This window comes from Comamonas sp. 17RB (genome assembly GCF_030056555.1).
In the GTDB taxonomy this organism is placed as follows: domain Bacteria; phylum Pseudomonadota; class Gammaproteobacteria; order Burkholderiales; family Burkholderiaceae_C; genus Comamonas; species Comamonas terrigena.
The window spans coordinates 162,253-178,553 of the sequence record NZ_JASHHY010000008.1 but is presented as its reverse complement, the minus strand read 5'-3'; the positions used below and the strand labels follow the sequence as shown (position 1 = coordinate 178,553).

19 protein-coding genes are annotated in these 16,301 nt (G+C 63.1%); 12 read left to right on the top strand and 7 right to left on the bottom strand.

Annotated features, from left to right (window positions below):
- Positions 1-58: 58 nt before the first annotated feature.
- The gene (gene ptsP, locus QM470_RS15440) at positions 59-1,867 is read left to right on the top strand and encodes a phosphoenolpyruvate--protein phosphotransferase (RefSeq protein WP_283339871.1); all 1,809 of its coding nucleotides are present in this window, start codon (positions 59-61) and stop codon (positions 1,865-1,867) included.
- A gap of 494 nt (positions 1,868-2,361) precedes the next feature.
- On the opposite strand, the gene lipA is transcribed toward ptsP, so the two are convergent.
- From lipA to QM470_RS15425, 3 genes are read right to left on the bottom strand one after another with little or no spacing between them, the layout of a single operon-like run.
- A complete protein-coding gene (lipA, locus tag QM470_RS15435) occupies positions 2,362-3,342 on the bottom strand; it encodes a lipoyl synthase (RefSeq protein WP_066541875.1) in 981 nt (326 codons plus the stop codon).
- A 13-nt stretch (positions 3,343-3,355) separates the two neighbouring features.
- Positions 3,356-4,093, bottom strand: a complete 738-nt coding sequence (lipB, locus tag QM470_RS15430) for a lipoyl(octanoyl) transferase LipB (protein ID WP_502846847.1) — start codon at positions 4,091-4,093, stop codon at positions 3,356-3,358.
- Entirely contained in the window at positions 4,090-4,386 is a 297-nt protein-coding gene (locus QM470_RS15425) for a YbeD family protein (protein ID WP_066541867.1), read from the bottom strand. Before QM470_RS15425 ends, lipB begins: the two co-directional genes overlap by 4 nt.
- Before the next feature lie 227 nt (positions 4,387-4,613).
- Here QM470_RS15425 and QM470_RS15420 point away from each other — a divergent pair, with 227 nt between their 5' ends.
- The 10 genes from QM470_RS15420 (at position 4,614) to QM470_RS15375 (ending at position 12,651) form a co-directional block, all read left to right on the top strand.
- On the top strand, positions 4,614-5,093 hold the full coding sequence (locus QM470_RS15420) for an ATP synthase subunit I (protein ID WP_066541865.1): 480 nt from the start codon (positions 4,614-4,616) through the stop codon (positions 5,091-5,093).
- Positions 5,094-5,107: 14 nt separating this feature from the next.
- The gene (gene atpB, locus QM470_RS15415) at positions 5,108-5,971 is read left to right on the top strand and encodes a F0F1 ATP synthase subunit A (RefSeq protein ID WP_066541863.1); all 864 of its coding nucleotides are present in this window, start codon (positions 5,108-5,110) and stop codon (positions 5,969-5,971) included.
- Positions 5,972-6,020: 49 nt separating this feature from the next.
- A complete protein-coding gene (atpE, locus tag QM470_RS15410) occupies positions 6,021-6,269 on the top strand; it encodes a F0F1 ATP synthase subunit C (protein ID WP_011803767.1) in 249 nt (82 codons plus the stop codon).
- 35 nt (positions 6,270-6,304) lie between these two features.
- Entirely contained in the window at positions 6,305-6,775 is a 471-nt protein-coding gene (locus QM470_RS15405; protein ID WP_066541861.1) for a F0F1 ATP synthase subunit B, read from the top strand.
- A gap of 10 nt (positions 6,776-6,785) precedes the next feature.
- Complete coding sequence (locus QM470_RS15400) at positions 6,786-7,325, top strand: F0F1 ATP synthase subunit delta (protein ID WP_280013280.1); 540 nt, start codon at positions 6,786-6,788, stop codon at positions 7,323-7,325.
- A 46-nt stretch (positions 7,326-7,371) separates the two neighbouring features.
- Positions 7,372-8,931, top strand: a complete 1,560-nt coding sequence (gene atpA / locus QM470_RS15395) for a F0F1 ATP synthase subunit alpha (RefSeq protein ID WP_283339870.1) — start codon at positions 7,372-7,374, stop codon at positions 8,929-8,931.
- 18 nt (positions 8,932-8,949) lie between these two features.
- Entirely contained in the window at positions 8,950-9,816 is an 867-nt protein-coding gene (atpG, locus tag QM470_RS15390; protein ID WP_283339869.1) for a F0F1 ATP synthase subunit gamma, read from the top strand.
- A gap of 34 nt (positions 9,817-9,850) precedes the next feature.
- Entirely contained in the window at positions 9,851-11,260 is a 1,410-nt protein-coding gene (atpD, locus tag QM470_RS15385) for a F0F1 ATP synthase subunit beta (protein WP_283339868.1), read from the top strand.
- A gap of 83 nt (positions 11,261-11,343) precedes the next feature.
- On the top strand, positions 11,344-11,760 hold the full coding sequence (locus tag QM470_RS15380; protein ID WP_066541852.1) for a F0F1 ATP synthase subunit epsilon: 417 nt from the start codon (positions 11,344-11,346) through the stop codon (positions 11,758-11,760).
- A 213-nt stretch (positions 11,761-11,973) separates the two neighbouring features.
- Positions 11,974-12,651: a DUF1294 domain-containing protein gene (locus QM470_RS15375; RefSeq protein ID WP_283339867.1), complete on the top strand. Its 678-nt coding sequence runs from the start codon at positions 11,974-11,976 to the stop codon at positions 12,649-12,651.
- Positions 12,652-12,726: 75 nt separating this feature from the next.
- On the opposite strand, the gene QM470_RS15370 is transcribed toward QM470_RS15375, so the two are convergent.
- The 3 genes from QM470_RS15370 to QM470_RS15360 are packed head-to-tail and all read right to left on the bottom strand — an operon-like array spanning position 12,727 to position 14,797.
- Positions 12,727-13,269, bottom strand: a complete 543-nt coding sequence (locus QM470_RS15370; RefSeq protein ID WP_283339866.1) for a TPM domain-containing protein — start codon at positions 13,267-13,269, stop codon at positions 12,727-12,729.
- Position 13,270: 1 nt separating this feature from the next.
- Positions 13,271-14,176: a TPM domain-containing protein gene (locus QM470_RS15365; protein WP_283339865.1), complete on the bottom strand. Its 906-nt coding sequence runs from the start codon at positions 14,174-14,176 to the stop codon at positions 13,271-13,273.
- 27 nt (positions 14,177-14,203) lie between these two features.
- Positions 14,204-14,797, bottom strand: a complete 594-nt coding sequence (locus QM470_RS15360; protein ID WP_280013285.1) for a LemA family protein — start codon at positions 14,795-14,797, stop codon at positions 14,204-14,206.
- A 260-nt stretch (positions 14,798-15,057) separates the two neighbouring features.
- Here QM470_RS15360 and QM470_RS15355 point away from each other — a divergent pair, with 260 nt between their 5' ends.
- Entirely contained in the window at positions 15,058-15,603 is a 546-nt protein-coding gene (locus QM470_RS15355; protein WP_283339864.1) for a DUF2946 family protein, read from the top strand.
- Positions 15,604-15,715: 112 nt separating this feature from the next.
- Here QM470_RS15355 and QM470_RS15350 read toward each other — a convergent pair whose 3' ends face one another.
- On the bottom strand, positions 15,716-16,243 hold the full coding sequence (locus tag QM470_RS15350) for a c-type cytochrome (RefSeq protein WP_283339863.1): 528 nt from the start codon (positions 16,241-16,243) through the stop codon (positions 15,716-15,718).
- Between the last annotated feature and the right edge of the window lie 58 nt (positions 16,244-16,301).

The window sequence follows — 16,301 nt, the reverse complement described above, 5'->3', positions numbered from 1 at the left end:
GACAATAGCGGCCTGCGCAACGCGCCTTGCAAGGCGCACCAGAAGAAGGATTGACCGCATGACGTTCGCTATCCATGGCTTGGCCGTTTCCCGGGGAATTGCCATTGGACGCGCCGTTGTGGTGGCCTCCAGCCGCATGGAGGTGCGGCACTATTTCATCCAGCCCGAGCAGGTGGAGAGCGAAATCGCCCGCACCCGTGCCGCGCGCAATGCGGTGGTGACCGAGCTGTCGCGCCTGCTGGAAAGCATGCCGGTGGATGCCCCCGGCGAGGTGGCGGCCCTGCTGGAAGTGCACCTGATGCTGCTGCAGGACGAGCTGATGGTCAACGGCGTCAAGCAGTGGATCACCGAGCGCCTGTACAACGCCGAATGGGCGCTGACCACGCAGCTGGAAGTGATCTCGCGCCAGTTCGACGAGATGGAGGACGACTACCTGCGCGAGCGCAAGTCCGATATGGAGCAGGTGGTCGAGCGCATCTTGCGCCACATGCGTGGCGTGGCCAGCCCGGTCTCGCCCGAAGCCTGCGCCGCCAAACCCCGGCGTGCCCCCGATGCGCAGCAGACGCTGTCCGACGACATGACCGATGCCCCGCTGGTGCTGGTGGCCCAGGATCTGTCGCCGGCCGACATGCTGCAGTTCAAGCGCAGCGTGTTCGAAGGCTTTGTGACCGCCGTGGGTGGCAAGACCAGCCACACCGCCATCGTGGCGCGCAGCATGGACATTCCGGCCGTGGTGGGCGCACGCGCCGCCAGCCAGCTGGTACGCCAGGACGACTGGGTCATCATCGACGGTGACGCCGGCATCCTGATCGTCGATCCGTCGCCCATCGTGCTGGAGGAATACCAGTTCCGTCGCCGCCAGATGCTGCTGGAGCGCGAGCGCCTGACCCGCTTGCGGCACACCCCGGCGCAGACGCTGGATGGCCAGACGATCGAGCTGCTGGCCAACATCGAGCAGCCCGAGGACAGCCCCGCGGTGGTCAAGGCCGGCGCTGTGGGCGTGGGCCTGTTTCGCAGCGAATTCCTGTTCATGGGCCGGGGCGGAAAGCTCCCCGGTGAAGAAGAGCAGTACCAGGCTTACCGCGCTGCGCTGGAAGGGCTGGAAGGCATGCCGCTGACCATCCGCACCATCGATGTGGGGGCGGACAAGCCGCTGGAAGGCAAGATCAACGCCTCGCTCAACCCGGCGCTGGGCCTGCGCGCCATCCGCTGGAGCCTGGCCGAGCCGGTGATGTTCCGCACCCAGCTGCGTGCCATCCTGCGCGCAGCGGCCCATGGCAAGGTGAACATGCTGTTCCCCATGGTGGCGCACCGCAGCGAGATCACACAGATCCTGGCCCAGCTGCGGCTGGCGCAGTCCGAGCTGGACGCACGCGGCGTGGCCCACGGCAAGGTGGAGCTGGGCGCGATGATCGAAATCCCGGCGGCGGCGCTGATGGTGCGCACCTTTCTGCAGTACTTCGACTTTCTGTCCATCGGCACCAACGACCTGATCCAGTACACGCTGGCCATCGACCGCGCCGACGAGGCCGTGGCCGAGCTGTACGACCCGCTGCACCCGGCCGTGCTGCAGCTGGTGGCCCAGGTGATCCGCGAGGCCAATGCCGCCGGTAAAAGCGTCTGCGTGTGCGGCGAGATGGCGGGCGATGTGGCGTTCACCAAGCTGCTGCTGGGTCTGGGGCTGCGCAGTTTTTCCATGCACCCGGCGCAGGTGCTGGCGGTCAAGCAGGAAGTGCTGCGCACCGACACCCGCAAGCTGCATGACTGGGCGCAGGCGGTGCTGGATGCCGACGATCCGACGGCGGCGCTGCAGCAGACCGCAGACAGTCTGACGTCGCTGGCGGCGGTGGTGCCGGCGATGCGCTGAGGCCTGTCCCCGCCGTATGCGCAAGAGGTGCTGTGCGGGGTGTGGTGCAGGTGGTGGAAATAAAACACCCCTCAGATAAAAAAAGTGATTGAGATTAATTCGCATTCAATGTTATAGTTCAACCCATGGAAGCAGCCGACACCGTCCTGGTGGGAGCTTGAAGGTCGAGGCGGCTTCCCATGGTTTCATCGTGGGGCGACCTAAGGCCTGTAAAGCCTGAAAGTCGTTTTTTGCCAGCCAGCGGAATGCCCGGTTAGCCACGCAATTTTTTACGCTGAAACCCGTGTGATCGAGAATTTTGACTGCGCCTTGCAGGCTGTTTGCCGCAAGGCGTTTTTGTTTGTGCACGGCAATGGCGGCCGCGACAGCCGCAGTAGCCACAACGCCGGCTCGCTGCGCAAACGCCTGGTTGCGGCGCGGCCATAAAAAAAGCCATTGCCCGTGGGCAATGGCTGATCGGCAGATTGGCTGGACGCCGGCAGCGCCGCGCGGGCTTACACGCCGGCGGCGTGGGCCTGCTGGTCCGCGTGGTAGCTGGAGCGCACCATGGCACCCACAGCGGCGTGCGTGAAGCCCATCTTGTAGGCTTCTTCCTCGAACATCTTGAAGGTGTCCGGGTGCACATAGCGGCGCACCGGCAGGTGGCTGTTGGTGGGCGCCAGGTACTGGCCGATGGTCAGCATGTCGATGTTGTGGGCGCGCATGTCGCGCATCACCTGCAGGATTTCCTCGTCCGTCTCGCCCAGGCCGACCATGATGCCGCTCTTGGTGGGCACCTTGGGGTGCAGCGCCTTGAACTTCTTGAGCAGGTTCAGGCTGAACTGGTAGTCCGAACCCGGGCGTGCTTCCTTGTACAGGCGGGGCGCGGTTTCCAGGTTGTGGTTCATCACATCGGGCGGTGCCGAGGTGAGGATTTCCAGCGCGCGGTCATCGCGGCCGCGGAAGTCGGGCACCAGGATTTCGATCTGCGTGGTGGGCGACAGGGCGCGGATGTTCTGGATGCACTCCACAAAGTGGCCCGAGCCGCCGTCGCGCAGGTCGTCGCGGTCCACGCTGGTGATCACCACATAGTTCAGCTTCAGGGCGGCAATGGTGCGCGCCAGGTTCAGCGGCTCGTCCTTGTCCAGCGGGTCGGGGCGGCCGTGGCCCACGTCGCAGAAGGGGCAGCGGCGGGTGCACTTGTCGCCCATGATCATGAAGGTGGCCGTGCCCTTGCCGAAGCATTCGCCGATATTGGGGCAGCTGGCTTCCTCGCAGACCGTGTGCAGCTTGTTGCTGCGCAGAATGTCCTTGATCTCGTAGAAGCGCGTGGTCGGGCTGCCGGCCTTGACGCGGATCCACTCGGGCTTCTTCAGCACTTCGGCCTGCTCCACCTTGACGGGGATGCGCGCCAGCTTGGCGGCCGCCTTCTGCTTGGCCAGCGGGTTGTAGTTTTCGGCGGACTGCGCTTCGCGCACGACTTCGTTGCTGCTCATGGTGTGCGTTTTTTCAGGGGGCGAGGCGGGCGATCAGCTGGTGGCCGAGCACGTGGGCAACCTCGTCCCAGGTTGTCTGGATGCCTATTGTAGAAAGGTCCACCGTGGGCAGCCCTGCATAGCCGCAAGGGTTGATGCGGGAGTAGGGCTCCAGGTCCATGTCCACGTTCAGTGCCAGACCGTGGTAGCTGCAGTGGCGGCTGACCTTGATGCCCAGGGCGGCAATCTTGCCCAGGCCGGTGAAATCGGGGTCGGGCGCAGCACTGCCGGGCGCGCGGTGCTGGGGGCGCTGCTCCAGCCGGGCGTGGCTGCGCGGGTCGTCCAGGCGCACATAGATGCCGGGGGCGCCGGCCACACGGTGGCCGGTCACGCCAAAGTGGTCCAGCGTGCGGATGGCAGCCTCTTCCAGGCGGTAGACATATTCCTTGACGAAATAGCCCAGGCGCTGCAGATCCAGGAGCGGATAGGCCACGACCTGCCCCGGCCCGTGGTAGGTCACCTGGCCGCCGCGGTTGGTGGCCACCACGGGAATGTCGCCTGTATGCAACAGATGGTCGGATTTGCCGGCCAAACCCTGGGTGAAGGTGGCGGGATGCTCGCAGATCCAGAGCTGGTCAGGCGTGTGCGCAGTGCGGGTGCGCGTGAACTCCTGCATGGCCTGCACCGTGGGCGCGTAGGCCACCCGCCCGATCAGGCGGGCATCCAGCACCGGGGCGCAGGCCACGGCGGCCTGCGCCGTGGCGGAGGTCACAGCACCACCTTGACCATGGGGTGGGAGGTCAGGGCGCGGTAGAGGTTGTCCAGCTGCTCGCGGCTGGTGGCCGTGACGGTGATGGTCACGCCCAGGTACTTGCCGGTGCTGCTGGGGCGCAATTCCACGGTGGAGGCGTCGAATTGGGGGTCGAACTCTTCGGCCACCTTGGTGATGGCGTGAACGAGACCGTCCGTCTTGATGCCCATCACCTTGATGGGGAAGAGCGAGGGGTATTCGATCAGCGAATCCTTGCGCGGATCCTGTTCGTCTGGCGTGCTGTTGTCAGTCATAGTGCGTTATTCCCAGTTGTAAGCGGCGCAAGCCCAGGGCTTTGCTTGGCTATGGGCGGCATTGTGCGGTATCGTTGCGCCCGTTTTCCGGGCAGGGTTGGCTTACAGCCGGCTGGCTGCACACAAATTCCCGAGTGCAAGAGGGTTCGCCCTAACGAATCGGACGGGTTTCTACTTATAATCAGAGGCTTTGTGAAAAAGTTTAGGTCTGCTGCGGGCGCTCCACGATGAAAAAAAATGCACCCTGGCAGGACGAACTTGAGGCCGAAGAAGAGGATTTCAAGCCTCTGAGCCCGGAAGAGGCGCAGGCCTGGCGTCGGCGCAATCCGTCGCTGTCGGTCTGGCGCATTGTGCTGGGTCAGGTGGCAGTCGGTGTGCTGGTGGCTGTGCTCGCATGGTGGATCAGCGGTCAGGCCCGTGTGGGCTGGTCGGCCGCATACGGCGCCCTGTGCGTGGTGGTCCCGGCGGTGGTCTTTGCGCGTGGCGTCACGCGCGGTGGTCCGGCCGCTGGTGCAGGTTCCGCGATGACGCGCCTCTTTGGGTGGGAATTGGTCAAGCTGGTGTTGTGCGTTGCCATGATGGCCGCCGCGCCGAGCTTGGTGAAAGACCTGAGCTGGCTGGCACTGCTCGCCGGCATGGTCGTAGTGATGAAAACGTATTGGATCGCGCTGCTGGTGCGGTCCGGTGTCCGAAAAACTGAAGTTTGAGAAGAGAGTTGACGATGGCCGCTGATGCGAACGCCCCAACTGCAAGTGAATACATCGTTCACCACTTGCAACACCTGCAAAACATCAAGCAGAAGTCCGTCATCGATTTCTCGGTAGTCAACTATGACTCCGTCGCGGTCGCTGCCATCCTGGGCCTGCTGGGCATCTTCGTGATGTGGCTGGCCGTGCGCAAGGCCACCTCCGGTGTGCCGGGCCGCTTCCAGGCTGCGGTGGAAATGCTGGTCGAAATGGTGGACAACCAGGCCAAGGCCAATATCCACAACGCCCAGTCGCGCAAGTTCATCGCTCCGCTGGCACTGACCGTGTTCGTCTGGATCTTCCTGATGAACGCCATGGACATGCTGCCCGTGGACCTGCTGCCCGTGCTGTGGCAAGGCGCTACCGGTGACCACCACGCCTACCTGCGTGTCGTGCCCACTGCCGACCTTTCCACCACGCTGGGCCTGTCGTTCGCCGTGCTGGTGCTGTGCCTGTACTACAGCGTCAAGATCAAGGGCCTGGGCGGCTGGGGCCACGAGCTGGTCACCGCTCCCTTCGGCACCTCCAAGAATCCCGTCTTCGCCCTGATCCTGGGCGTGGTCAATCTGCTGATGCAGATCATTGAATACGTTGCCAAGACCGTGTCGCATGGCATGCGACTGTTTGGCAACATGTACGCTGGTGAGTTGGTGTTCATGCTGATTGCCCTGATGGGTGGCGCAGCGGCTATGTCGCTCTCTGGTGCGTTGCTCCCTGTGGGGCACATCATTGCAGGCACGATCTGGGCGATCTTCCACATCTTGGTGATCACCCTGCAGGCCTTCATTTTCATGATGCTGACGCTGATTTACCTCGGCCAGGCTCATGAAGCTCACTGACCCTTCCCCTTTCAACCTTTCAACTTTCCTTTAATCTCTAGGAGTCATCATGGAAAACATTCTCGGTCTCGTCGCTCTGGCTTGTGGTCTGATCGTTGGTCTGGGTGCTATCGGCGCTTCGATCGGTATCGCTCTGATGGGCGGCAAGTTCCTGGAATCCTCGGCTCGTCAGCCTGAGCTGATCAACGAACTGCAAACCAAGATGTTCATCTTGGCCGGTCTGATCGACGCTGCTTTCCTGATCGGTGTGGCTATCGCTCTGCTGTTCGCTTTCGCCAACCCCTTCGTCCTGGCCTAAGCTCCGATCAACGCCCTAGATAGAAAGGTGTTGCCGTGAGTATCAACGCGACCCTGTTCGTTCAGGCCATTGTTTTCCTGATCCTGGTGCTGTTCACGATGAAGTTCGTGTGGCCCCCGATCGCGAAGGCACTGGATGAGCGAGCCCAGAAAATCGCCGATGGCCTCGCTGCTGCCGACAAGGCCAAGTCCGAACTGACCGCTGTGAACAAGCGCGTCGAACAGGAACTGAGCCAGACGCGCAACGAGACAGCATCGCGGCTTGCGGACGCCGAACGCCGCGCCCAGGCCATCATTGAAGAGGCCAAGGCCCGCGCGACAGAAGAAGGCAACAAGATTGTTGCCGCTGCCCGCGCCGAAGCTGAGCAGCAAGCCGTTGCCGCCCGTGAAGCCCTGCGCGAGCAAGTGGCTGCATTGGCTGTGAAGGGTGCCGAGCAAATCCTCCGCAAGGAAGTGAACGCCGGCGTCCATGCTGATCTGCTGAACCGCCTGAAGACAGAGCTGTAAGGAAAGCAAAATGGCAGAACTCGCCACCATTGCCCGCCCTTACGCCGAAGCATTGTTCAAAGCCAGCGCCGACAAGGGCGCTGATTTGGGCAGCACTGTCGCTTGGGTGGAGGAATTGGCGGCGATTGCCGCCGATCCGCAATTGCGCCAACTGGCCGACAACCCCAACGTGTCGAAGACGCAAGTGTTCGATCTGATCGCGGGTGTGGCCAAGTCGGCATTGCCCGAGGCCGCACGCAACTTTCTGCGTGTGATCCTCGAAAACGGCCGTCTGGACGCGCTGCCCGAAGCGGCAGCACAGTTCCGCAGCCTCGTGAACAGCAAGAGCGGCTCTTCGGACGCCGTGGTGTTCAGCGCTTTCCCCATTGCGGATGCAGCGCTGGCCGAGCTGGGCGCTTCGCTGGAAAAGCGCTTTGGCCGCAAGCTGAATCTCACTGTGAAGCCGGATGACTCGCTGATCGGTGGCGTTCGCGTCGTGGTGGGCGACGAGGTGCTGGACACCTCCGTCAAAGCCCGTCTGGAACAAATGAAAGCGGCCCTCATCGCGTAATGCGCGCTTGAGGTCTCGGCTAAACACAAGAAAGAAGGAAAGAGTCATGCAACTCAATCCCGCAGAAATTTCTGAATTGATCAAGAGCCGCATCGAAGGTCTGGCTGCGAGCACCGACGTCCGTAACCAAGGCACCGTGGTGTCGGTGACCGACGGTATCGTGCGCGTGCACGGCCTGTCCGACGTGATGGCTGGCGAAATGCTGGAATTCCCCGCTGGCGCCGATGGCCAGGCTTCGTTCGGCCTGGCGCTGAACCTGGAACGCGACTCCGTGGGCGCCGTGATTCTGGGTGCTTACGAGCACATCAAGGAAGGCGACGTCGTCAAGTGCACGGGTCGTATTCTGGAAGTGCCCGTGGGCCCCGAACTGGTCGGCCGCGTGGTGAATGCCCTGGGTCAGCCTATCGACGGCAAGGGCCCCATCAACGCCAAGATGACCGACGTGATCGAAAAGGTTGCGCCTGGTGTGATCGCACGTCAATCCGTGGACCAGCCGCTGCAAACCGGTATCAAGTCCATCGACTCCATGGTGCCCGTGGGCCGTGGCCAGCGTGAACTGATCATTGGTGACCGTCAGACCGGCAAGACCGCCGTTGCCATCGACGCGATCATCAACCAAAAGGGTCAGGGCGTTACCTGCATCTACGTGGCAATTGGTCAGAAGGCTTCTTCGATCAAGAACGTGGTGCGCTCCCTGGAACAAGCTGGCGCGATGGAATACACCATCGTGGTGGCTGCGACCGCTTCCGAATCCGCTGCCATGCAGTACGTGTCGGCCTACTCCGGCTGCACGATGGGCGAATACTTCCGCGACCGCGGTGAAGACGCCCTGATCGTTTATGACGATCTGTCCAAGCAAGCTGTGGCTTACCGCCAAGTGTCGCTGCTGCTGCGCCGTCCCCCAGGACGTGAAGCTTTCCCTGGCGACGTGTTCTATCTCCACTCGCGTCTGCTGGAGCGTGCCGCTCGCGTGAACGCCGACTACGTGGAAGCTTTCACCAAGGGTGAAGTGAAGGGCAAGACCGGTTCTCTGACCGCTCTGCCTATCATCGAAACCCAAGCCGGTGACGTGTCCGCCTTCGTGCCTACCAACGTGATCTCGATCACGGACGGCCAGATCTTCCTGGAAACCAACCTGTTCAACGCTGGTATCCGTCCCGCTATCAACGCCGGTATCTCGGTGTCCCGCGTGGGTGGTTCGGCGCAGACCAAGCTGGTGAAGGGCCTGTCCGGCGGTATCCGTACCGACCTGGCACAGTACCGTGAACTGGCTGCGTTCGCGCAGTTCGCTTCCGACCTGGACGAAGCCACCCGCAAGCAGCTGGACCGCGGTGCCCGCGTGACCGAACTGCTGAAGCAAGCCCAGTACAGCCCGCTGTCCACTGCGCTGATGGGTGTGTCGCTGTTTGCCGTGAACAAGGGTTTCATGGACGACATCGAAGTCAAGCAAGTGCTGCCTTTCGAAGCTGGTCTGCACCAGTTCCTGAAGTCCAGCCACGCTGCCCTGCTGGACCGTCTGAACGAAAAGCGTGCTTTCGACAAGGAAGGCAAGGACGAGGCCGAATTGACCGCTGCCGTCGCTGCGTTCAAGAAGTCGTTCGCTTAAACCGGACGAGGAGCCATCATGGCAGCAGGTAAGGAAATACGCGGCAAGATCAAATCGGTGGAAAACACCAAGAAGATCACCAAAGCCATGGAAATGGTGGCTGCATCCAAAATGCGCAAGGCGCAGGAGCGGATGCTGGCTGCCCGTCCATACAGCGAAAAAATCCGCAACATTGCAGCCAACCTTGGTCAAGCCAACCCTGAGTACGAGCATCCGTTCATGCAAGTGAACGATGCCAAGAAGGTCGGCGTCATCGTGGTGACGACCGACAAGGGCCTGTGCGGCGGCATGAACACCAACGTGTTGCGTGCTGTCACGACCAAGCTGCGTGAACTGCAGGATGCGGGTATTACGACAGAGGCAGTGGCCATTGGCGGCAAGGGACTGGGTTTCCTGGGCCGCGTCGGCGCCAAGGTGGTTTCCCACGCTACAGGCCTGGGTGACACGCCGCATCTCGACAAGCTCATCGGGCCTGTCAAGGTGCTGCTGGACCAATATGCTGAAGGCAAGCTGAGCGCGGTGTACGTGGCGTACACCAAGTTCATCAACACCATGAAGCAAGAGTCGGTGGTGGAGCAGCTGCTTCCCCTGTCGTCCGAAAAAATGCAAGCCGAGAAGACGGGTGCATCGTGGGAATACATCTACGAACCTGACGCCCAGAGCGTCATCGACGAACTGCTGGTTCGTTACGTGGAATCCCTCGTGTACCAGGCGGTGGCGGAAAACATGGCGTCCGAGCAATCGGCGCGCATGGTGGCCATGAAGGCCGCAACCGACAACGCCGGCAACGTCATCAGCGAGTTGAAGCTGGTCTACAACAAGACGCGTCAGGCAGCGATTACGACCGAGTTGTCGGAAATCGTGGCAGGCGCTGCCGCTGTGTAAACGGCTTTAACGAACAAACAGATTGGAGCAAAGAATGGCTCAAGTACAAGGCAAGATTGTTCAATGTATCGGCGCCGTGGTGGACGTGGAGTTCGCCCATGGTGAAGTGCCCAAGGTCTACGATGCGCTGAAGCTCGAAGGCTCGGCCCTGACCCTGGAAGTTCAGCAACAGCTGGGCGACGGCGTGGTGCGTACCATTGCGCTGGGTTCTTCGGACGGTATCAAGCGTGGCCTGATGGTCACCAACACCGGCAACCCCATCACCGTGCCCGTGGGCAAGGCCACTCTGGGCCGCATCATGGACGTGCTGGGTAACCCCATCGACGAGCGCGGTCCCGTGGACCAGACTCTGACGGCTGCCATCCACCGCAAGGCTCCTGCATACGACGAACTGTCGCCTTCGCAGGAACTGCTGGAAACCGGCATCAAGGTGATCGACCTGGTCTGCCCCTTCGCCAAGGGCGGTAAGGTGGGCCTGTTCGGTGGTGCCGGTGTGGGCAAGACCGTGAACATGATGGAACTCATCAACAACATCGCCAAGGCCCACAGCGGTCTGTCGGTGTTCGCTGGTGTGGGTGAACGTACCCGTGAAGGCAACGACTTCTATCACGAAATGTCGGACGCCGGCGTGGTGAACCAAGAGTCTCTGAACGACTCCAAGGTTGCCATGGTGTACGGCCAGATGAACGAGCCCCCAGGAAACCGTCTGCGCGTGGCGCTGACCGGCCTGACCATGGCTGAAGCGTTCCGTGACGAAGGCAAGGACGTGCTGTTCTTCGTGGACAACATCTACCGCTACACCCTGGCCGGTACCGAAGTGTCCGCTCTGCTGGGCCGTATGCCTTCCGCCGTGGGCTACCAGCCTACCCTGGCCGAAGAAATGGGCAAGCTGCAAGAGCGTATCACCTCCACCAAGGTGGGCTCGATCACTTCCATCCAGGCCGTGTACGTGCCTGCCGATGACTTGACCGATCCTTCGCCTGCCACGACCTTCGCTCACTTGGACTCCACCGTCGTGCTGTCCCGTGACATCGCTTCGCTGGGTATCTACCCCGCCGTGGATCCCCTGGACTCCACCAGCCGTCAGCTGGACCCCCAGGTGGTGGGTGAAGAGCACTACAACGTGGCCCGCTCCGTGCAGGGCACGCTGCAGCGCTACAAGGAACTGCGCGACATCATCGCCATTCTGGGTATGGACGAACTGGCACCGGACGACAAGCTGGTGGTGGCACGTGCCCGTAAGATGCAGCGTTTCCTGTCGCAGCCTTTCCACGTGGCTGAAGTGTTTACCGGCGCTCCCGGCAAGTACGTGCCTCTGGCTGAAACCATCCGCGGTTTCAAGATGATTGCCAACGGCGAAGCCGATCACCTGCCCGAGCAGGCCTTCTACATGGTTGGCACCATCGACGAAGCCTTCGAGAAGGCCAAGAAGCTGGCCGCCTAAGGTGAACTGCGGGCACGGGACGCGCCAGCGTCTCCTGCCTGTTCACCCCAAGCCCAGATTCCCACCTTTTCCTAGGAGCAAAGATGAACACCATCCACGTTGATGTGGTCAGTGCCGAAGAGTCCATCTTCTCCGGTGAAGCGCGCTTTGTCGCCTTGCCCGGTGAAGCGGGCGAGTTGGGCATTTATCCCCGCCACACACCGCTGATCACCCGCATCAAGCCGGGTTCGGTGCGCATCGAAATGCCGGACGGCAGCGAAGAGTTCGTCTTCGTGGCCGGCGGCATTTTGGAAGTGCAACCCAACTGCGTGACCGTGCTGTCCGACACCGCGATCCGCGGCAAGGATCTGGACGACGAGAAGGCTCAGAAGGCCAAGGCTGCTGCCGAGGAAGCCCTGAAGAACGCCAAGAGCGAGCTGGACCTGGCCAAGGCCCAGTCCGAGCTGGCTGTCATGGCGGCCCAGATCGCTGCCCTGCGCAAGTTCCGCCAAAAGCGCTGATCTCCCGCGGGAGTTCTGCATGAAAGCCACCGCAAGGTGGCTTTTTTATTGCCGTGGCATGGTGCCGGTGGATAACAGGTGCCCCGGCCTGGCTGAAACAGGCTTTTCAGCGCCGGCGTGCGGCTGCGCAGTGCCGCGGCAGTACCGGGTGGGGTGTGTCACGGCAATTGAAAAAATATTTTCTTTCCGGCCCCCGGCCCCAAGGATGTGGATATGCGGTGCAGCGGTCGTCTGGTGCAATGGAATGAGGCCCGGGGTTTTGGCTTGGTGCAGATGGATGGCAGCGGCGAGCGGGTGTTTGTGCACATCAGCGCCTGGCAGCCCCGGCCCGATGCGCAGCGGCGCCCGCAGGTCGGCATGCCGCTGACCTTTGCGCTGGGCATGGTGCAGGGCAAGCCGCGGGCCCTGGCCGTGGCATGGCAGCAGCCCCATCGGCGCACGCCGGTGCAGGGCCGGGCCCGGGCGGCAGGCGGCATGGCGGGACCGGGGCAGGTGCGGCGATCGCAAGGGGCACGCACGCCACCCCGCCACCGTGGCGCTTCTATGCCGCTGCTGGTCTTGGCCCTGTGGTGGGTGGCGGTCGCAGCGGTGTGGGGCGTGTCCGAATGGGTGGTGTGGGCCTATGCGGGGCTGAGCCTGTGGTGTTTCGGCACCTACTGGCATGACAAGCACCAGGCGCAGTCGGGAGGCTGGCGTACGCCCGAAGCCACCTTGCATGCCCTGGCGCTGCTAGGAGGCTGGCCGGGCGCTTTGCTGGCCCAGCAGTGGTTGCGGCACAAGTCGAGCAAACCGGAATTCCGCCAGGCGTTCTGGGCCACGGTGGTGCTGAACATGTTGTCATTCACCGGCTTGCATGCCCCCGCAGTGCAGGCGTGGCTGCTGCATCGCTGAGGTGCAGCAGCGCAGCGCGTGACAGATCTGGCGCCGGGCCGCAGGTGGGCTGCTGCTGAAACGCGGTGTGGCCGCTTACATATCCTTGAAGAACCGGCCTTGGACCACCGGCGTATCGGGCAGGCTGGCGTCATGGCCGGTGTGGTGGGCAGCGTCGGCGGGGAAGTGCACCGCCAGCAGGTCGGAGACGCGCAGCAAGGCGGTTTCCATTCCTTGCGCATAGGCATCGCGGCGGAAATCCTGCTGCATGCCTTCCAGCACGGCCTGCCAGCTGGCGGCCGGCACGGCGCGGTGCAGTGCGCGGTCGGCCACGATCTCGATGGCGTGGTCTGCCATCAGCAGGTAGATCAGCACGCCGTTGTTCTGCTCGGTGTCCCACACGCGCAGCTTGCCGAACAGCGCCACACCCCGCTCGCGTGCCGTCGCGTCGCGCCAGATATAGCTATAGGGCAGACCGCCTTCCACGCACAGGCGCACTTGGCCGCTGTGGCGTGCTTCGCTGGCGGCCACCTGGCGCTCCAGGCGCAGCAAGACCTCGGGCGGGAAGGCGCGGCGAACCTGGCCTTCGGTCCAGCGGTGGTGCAGCAGGCGCTGCAAACGGGTCCACAAGCCTGCCATGTCACCAACTCCCCGAGGCGCCGCCGCCCCCAAAACTGCCACCACCGCCGGAGCTGAACCCTCCGCCGCCACTGAAGCCGCCACCGCCTCCAGAGCCACCGCCCCAACCGCCGCCGCCGATGAAGGGGCCGCCTCCACCTCCACCGCCCCCGCGGCTGTTGGACAACAGGGTGAACAACAGGGCGAGCACGCCGGCGCCGCCAGCCAGCAGCAGGCTGGTGGTCAGCACATAGGCCAGGAAGCCGGTGCCGCCACCCATGATGGCGGCGCCCAGTTTGTTGCCGAAGATGCCGCGCACGATGGGGCCGGCGACCATTACGCCGAAGAACAGGAAGATGGCCAGCTCTTCCAGGTCCCAGCCCCGGTCTTGCTGGCGTGCGGGCTGGCTGGGGGCCGGGAGGGCTTCACCGGCGATGCGCGCAGCGACCTGGTCCAGCGCGGCCAGAATGCCGCCGGCGTAGTCGTTCTGGCGAAAATGCGGGGCCATCTGCTGGTCGATGATGCGCGCTGCCGCCAAATCGGGGATGGCGCCTTCCAGGGCGCGCGCCACCTCCATGCGCATGCGCCGGTCGTTCTTGGCAACCACGATCAGCAGGCCATCGCCAACGTCCTTGCGGCCGATCTTCCAGCTGTCGGCCACGCGCCAGGCGTAGGCTGCAATGTCTTCCGGTGCCGTGGTGGGCACCATCAGCACGACCACCTGGGAGCCGGATTTTTCTTCGATGTCCCGCAGCCGGTTTTCCACGGCCACGGCCTGCTCTGCCGACAGGGTCTGGGTCTGGTCGATCAGCCGTGTCGTCAGGGCGGGCACGGGCTGCAGCGGCTGCGCGACGGCGGACTGCCACAGCAGTGCAAAGACGAGGAGGAACAGAGCGCCCAGCGCGCGCCTGCAGTGCGTCAGAGGCATGGTGGATCCCGCTCCGGACGGCTGCACTTACTTTTTGCCGCTGGAGAAGTCCACTGTGGGAGGGCGCGAGATTTCGGCCTCGTTCTGCACCGTGAAGTTGGGCTTGGGCTTGTAGCCAAACACCATGCCGGTCAGGTTGGTGGGGAAGCTGCGCGCCAGTACGTTGTAGTCCTGCACGGTCTTGATGTACTGGTTGCGGGCCACGGTGATGCGGTTTTCCGTGCCTTCCAGCGTGACGCGCAGGTCACGGAAGCCCTGGTTGGCCTGCAGCTGGGGGTATTGCTCGGCCACCACCATCAGGCGCGACAGCGCGCCGGACAGCTCGCCCTGGGCCTGCTGGAATTTGTTGAAGGCTTCGGGGTCGTTGATCAGCTCGGGCGTGGCCTGGATAGAGGTGGCCTTGGCACGCGCCTCGATCACCTTGGTGAGCGTGTCCTGCTCGAAGCTGGCTTCACCTTTGACCGAGGCCACGATGTTGGGCACCAGGTCGGCGCGGCGCTGGTACTGGTTCAGCACCTCGCTCCAGGCGGATTTGGTCTGCTCGTCCAAACGCTGGAAATCGTTGTAGCCGCAGCCGCTGAGGCCAAGGGCAAGGGCGAGAATGGCAAGCAGACGTTTCATGGCAGACCTCGTAGGCAATGTTCAGCAAAAGGCGCAAAGAAGTTTCGATTGTGCATCAGAGCGACCGTTGGTCGGTGTAGGGCAGCAGGCACAGCGTGCGAGAGCACGGCGGCGCAGGGGCCTACACAAAATCCCTGGGTTCTGGTGCACGGGTATGCTCCGCACATGCAGGCGCCCACTATCATGACGCATTCAGGCTGCTTGTTGGTTGCGCAGAGGTGTGCGGGGCCGGGGTGAACGGAAGAAGGAAGCGTTGCGCTATGGATGACATCGTGAAGCAGGCCCTGGCTAAATGGCCCAACGTGCCCGATTGCTACGGTTGGCTGGCCCTGGACGCGCGCGGGCGCTGGTTCCTGCGTGACCAGGCCACCCAGGCCTGTGGTTTTTTCCCCAGCAGCAAGGGATCGCTGCTGCAGCATGAAAAGCTGATCGACTTCATCGGCCGCAATTACGAGGTGGATGCGCGGGGCTGCTGGTATTTCCAGAACGGGCCGCAGCGCGTGTATGTGGAGCTGGAAGACACGCCGGTGGTGTGGCGAGTGGACGAGGATGGCAGCGTGCGCACCCACACCGGCCGGCCGGTCCAGCCGCAGCGCTGTCTGGTGGACGAGCAGGGCCATGTCTATCTGGTGGCCGACGGTGTGCTGGGCCTGGTGCACACGCAGGATGTGATGCGCATGGCGGCATTGATCGAAGCCGGGCGCTGGGAGCCGCACGAGGTGTGCAGTGCAGCCCTGGAGGCCCAGTTCCGGTTTGTGCGCAGCCCGCAGCGGCTGGTGGCCGACGCGCCTTCCGCAGCGGCCTGATCTGCCCAGGGGCGCCCAAGAGCGTGTGCCCGGGCGGGCAGACCGGGGTGCGCCGGAGCAACAAAAAAGGACCGCAGCGCGGTCCTTTTTTGAGGGGAGGAACACGGAGGGCTTACTTGGCCTCGGCGGTCTCTGCCGCTGCAGCGGGAGGCTGGGGCTCGTCGAACTTGCCGCCGCCGGCATTGGCCATGAACGCCACACCGCGTGCAATTTCCAGGTCATTGAAATCACCGCCACCTTGCGGTGCCATGGCGCCCTTGCCCTTCAGCGCCGAATGGACCAGGGTCTCAAAGCCCTGGGCCAGACGAGGGCCCCAGGCGCCGGCATCGCCGAACTTGGGTGCGCCCGAAACGCCGGTGGCGTGGCAGGCTGCGCACTGGCCCTTGTACACATCTTCACCGCCGCGCAGGGGGCGGTTGGCATCGCGGATCTCGACAGAGCCGATCTTCTGGATGCGCATGGCCTGGGCCATATCGTGGTTGCCTGCCCCCGGGCCGGTCTTGTTGGAAGAACTCACGAATTGCACCAGGCCGATGATGACGAACACCGGGATGACAAACGAGAAAAAGACCGCGATCAGCAATTGCTTGGGATTTTTGACCGGGCCCGTATGGGCTTCTTCGTGGGAGGTGGCGCTCATGAAGACCTCAATTTTTGTGTGGGCTTAAAGGAACTGCGAATTATATCGACCGCCTGTG

Excerpts from the sequence above, each read along its gene's own strand:
- ptsP (WP_283339871.1), top strand. The coding sequence starts at position 59 with ATGACGTTCGCTATCCATGGCTTGGCCGTTTCCCGGGGAATTGCCATT.
- lipA (WP_066541875.1), bottom strand. The coding sequence starts at position 3,342 with ATGAGCAGCAACGAAGTCGTGCGCGAAGCGCAGTCCGCCGAAAACTAC.
- QM470_RS15425 (WP_066541867.1), bottom strand. The coding sequence starts at position 4,386 with ATGACTGACAACAGCACGCCAGACGAACAGGATCCGCGCAAGGATTCG.
- QM470_RS15420 (WP_066541865.1), top strand. The coding sequence starts at position 4,614 with ATGAAAAAAAATGCACCCTGGCAGGACGAACTTGAGGCCGAAGAAGAG.
- atpB (WP_066541863.1), top strand. The coding sequence starts at position 5,108 with ATGGCCGCTGATGCGAACGCCCCAACTGCAAGTGAATACATCGTTCAC.
- atpE (WP_011803767.1), top strand. The coding sequence starts at position 6,021 with ATGGAAAACATTCTCGGTCTCGTCGCTCTGGCTTGTGGTCTGATCGTT.
- QM470_RS15400 (WP_280013280.1), top strand. The coding sequence starts at position 6,786 with ATGGCAGAACTCGCCACCATTGCCCGCCCTTACGCCGAAGCATTGTTC.
- atpA (WP_283339870.1), top strand. The coding sequence starts at position 7,372 with ATGCAACTCAATCCCGCAGAAATTTCTGAATTGATCAAGAGCCGCATC.
- atpG (WP_283339869.1), top strand. The coding sequence starts at position 8,950 with ATGGCAGCAGGTAAGGAAATACGCGGCAAGATCAAATCGGTGGAAAAC.
- atpD (WP_283339868.1), top strand. The coding sequence starts at position 9,851 with ATGGCTCAAGTACAAGGCAAGATTGTTCAATGTATCGGCGCCGTGGTG.
- QM470_RS15380 (WP_066541852.1), top strand. The coding sequence starts at position 11,344 with ATGAACACCATCCACGTTGATGTGGTCAGTGCCGAAGAGTCCATCTTC.
- QM470_RS15375 (WP_283339867.1), top strand. The coding sequence starts at position 11,974 with ATGCGGTGCAGCGGTCGTCTGGTGCAATGGAATGAGGCCCGGGGTTTT.
- QM470_RS15370 (WP_283339866.1), bottom strand. The coding sequence starts at position 13,269 with ATGGCAGGCTTGTGGACCCGTTTGCAGCGCCTGCTGCACCACCGCTGG.
- QM470_RS15365 (WP_283339865.1), bottom strand. The coding sequence starts at position 14,176 with ATGCCTCTGACGCACTGCAGGCGCGCGCTGGGCGCTCTGTTCCTCCTC.
- QM470_RS15360 (WP_280013285.1), bottom strand. The coding sequence starts at position 14,797 with ATGAAACGTCTGCTTGCCATTCTCGCCCTTGCCCTTGGCCTCAGCGGC.
- QM470_RS15355 (WP_283339864.1), top strand. The coding sequence starts at position 15,058 with ATGGATGACATCGTGAAGCAGGCCCTGGCTAAATGGCCCAACGTGCCC.
- QM470_RS15350 (WP_283339863.1), bottom strand. The coding sequence starts at position 16,243 with ATGAGCGCCACCTCCCACGAAGAAGCCCATACGGGCCCGGTCAAAAAT.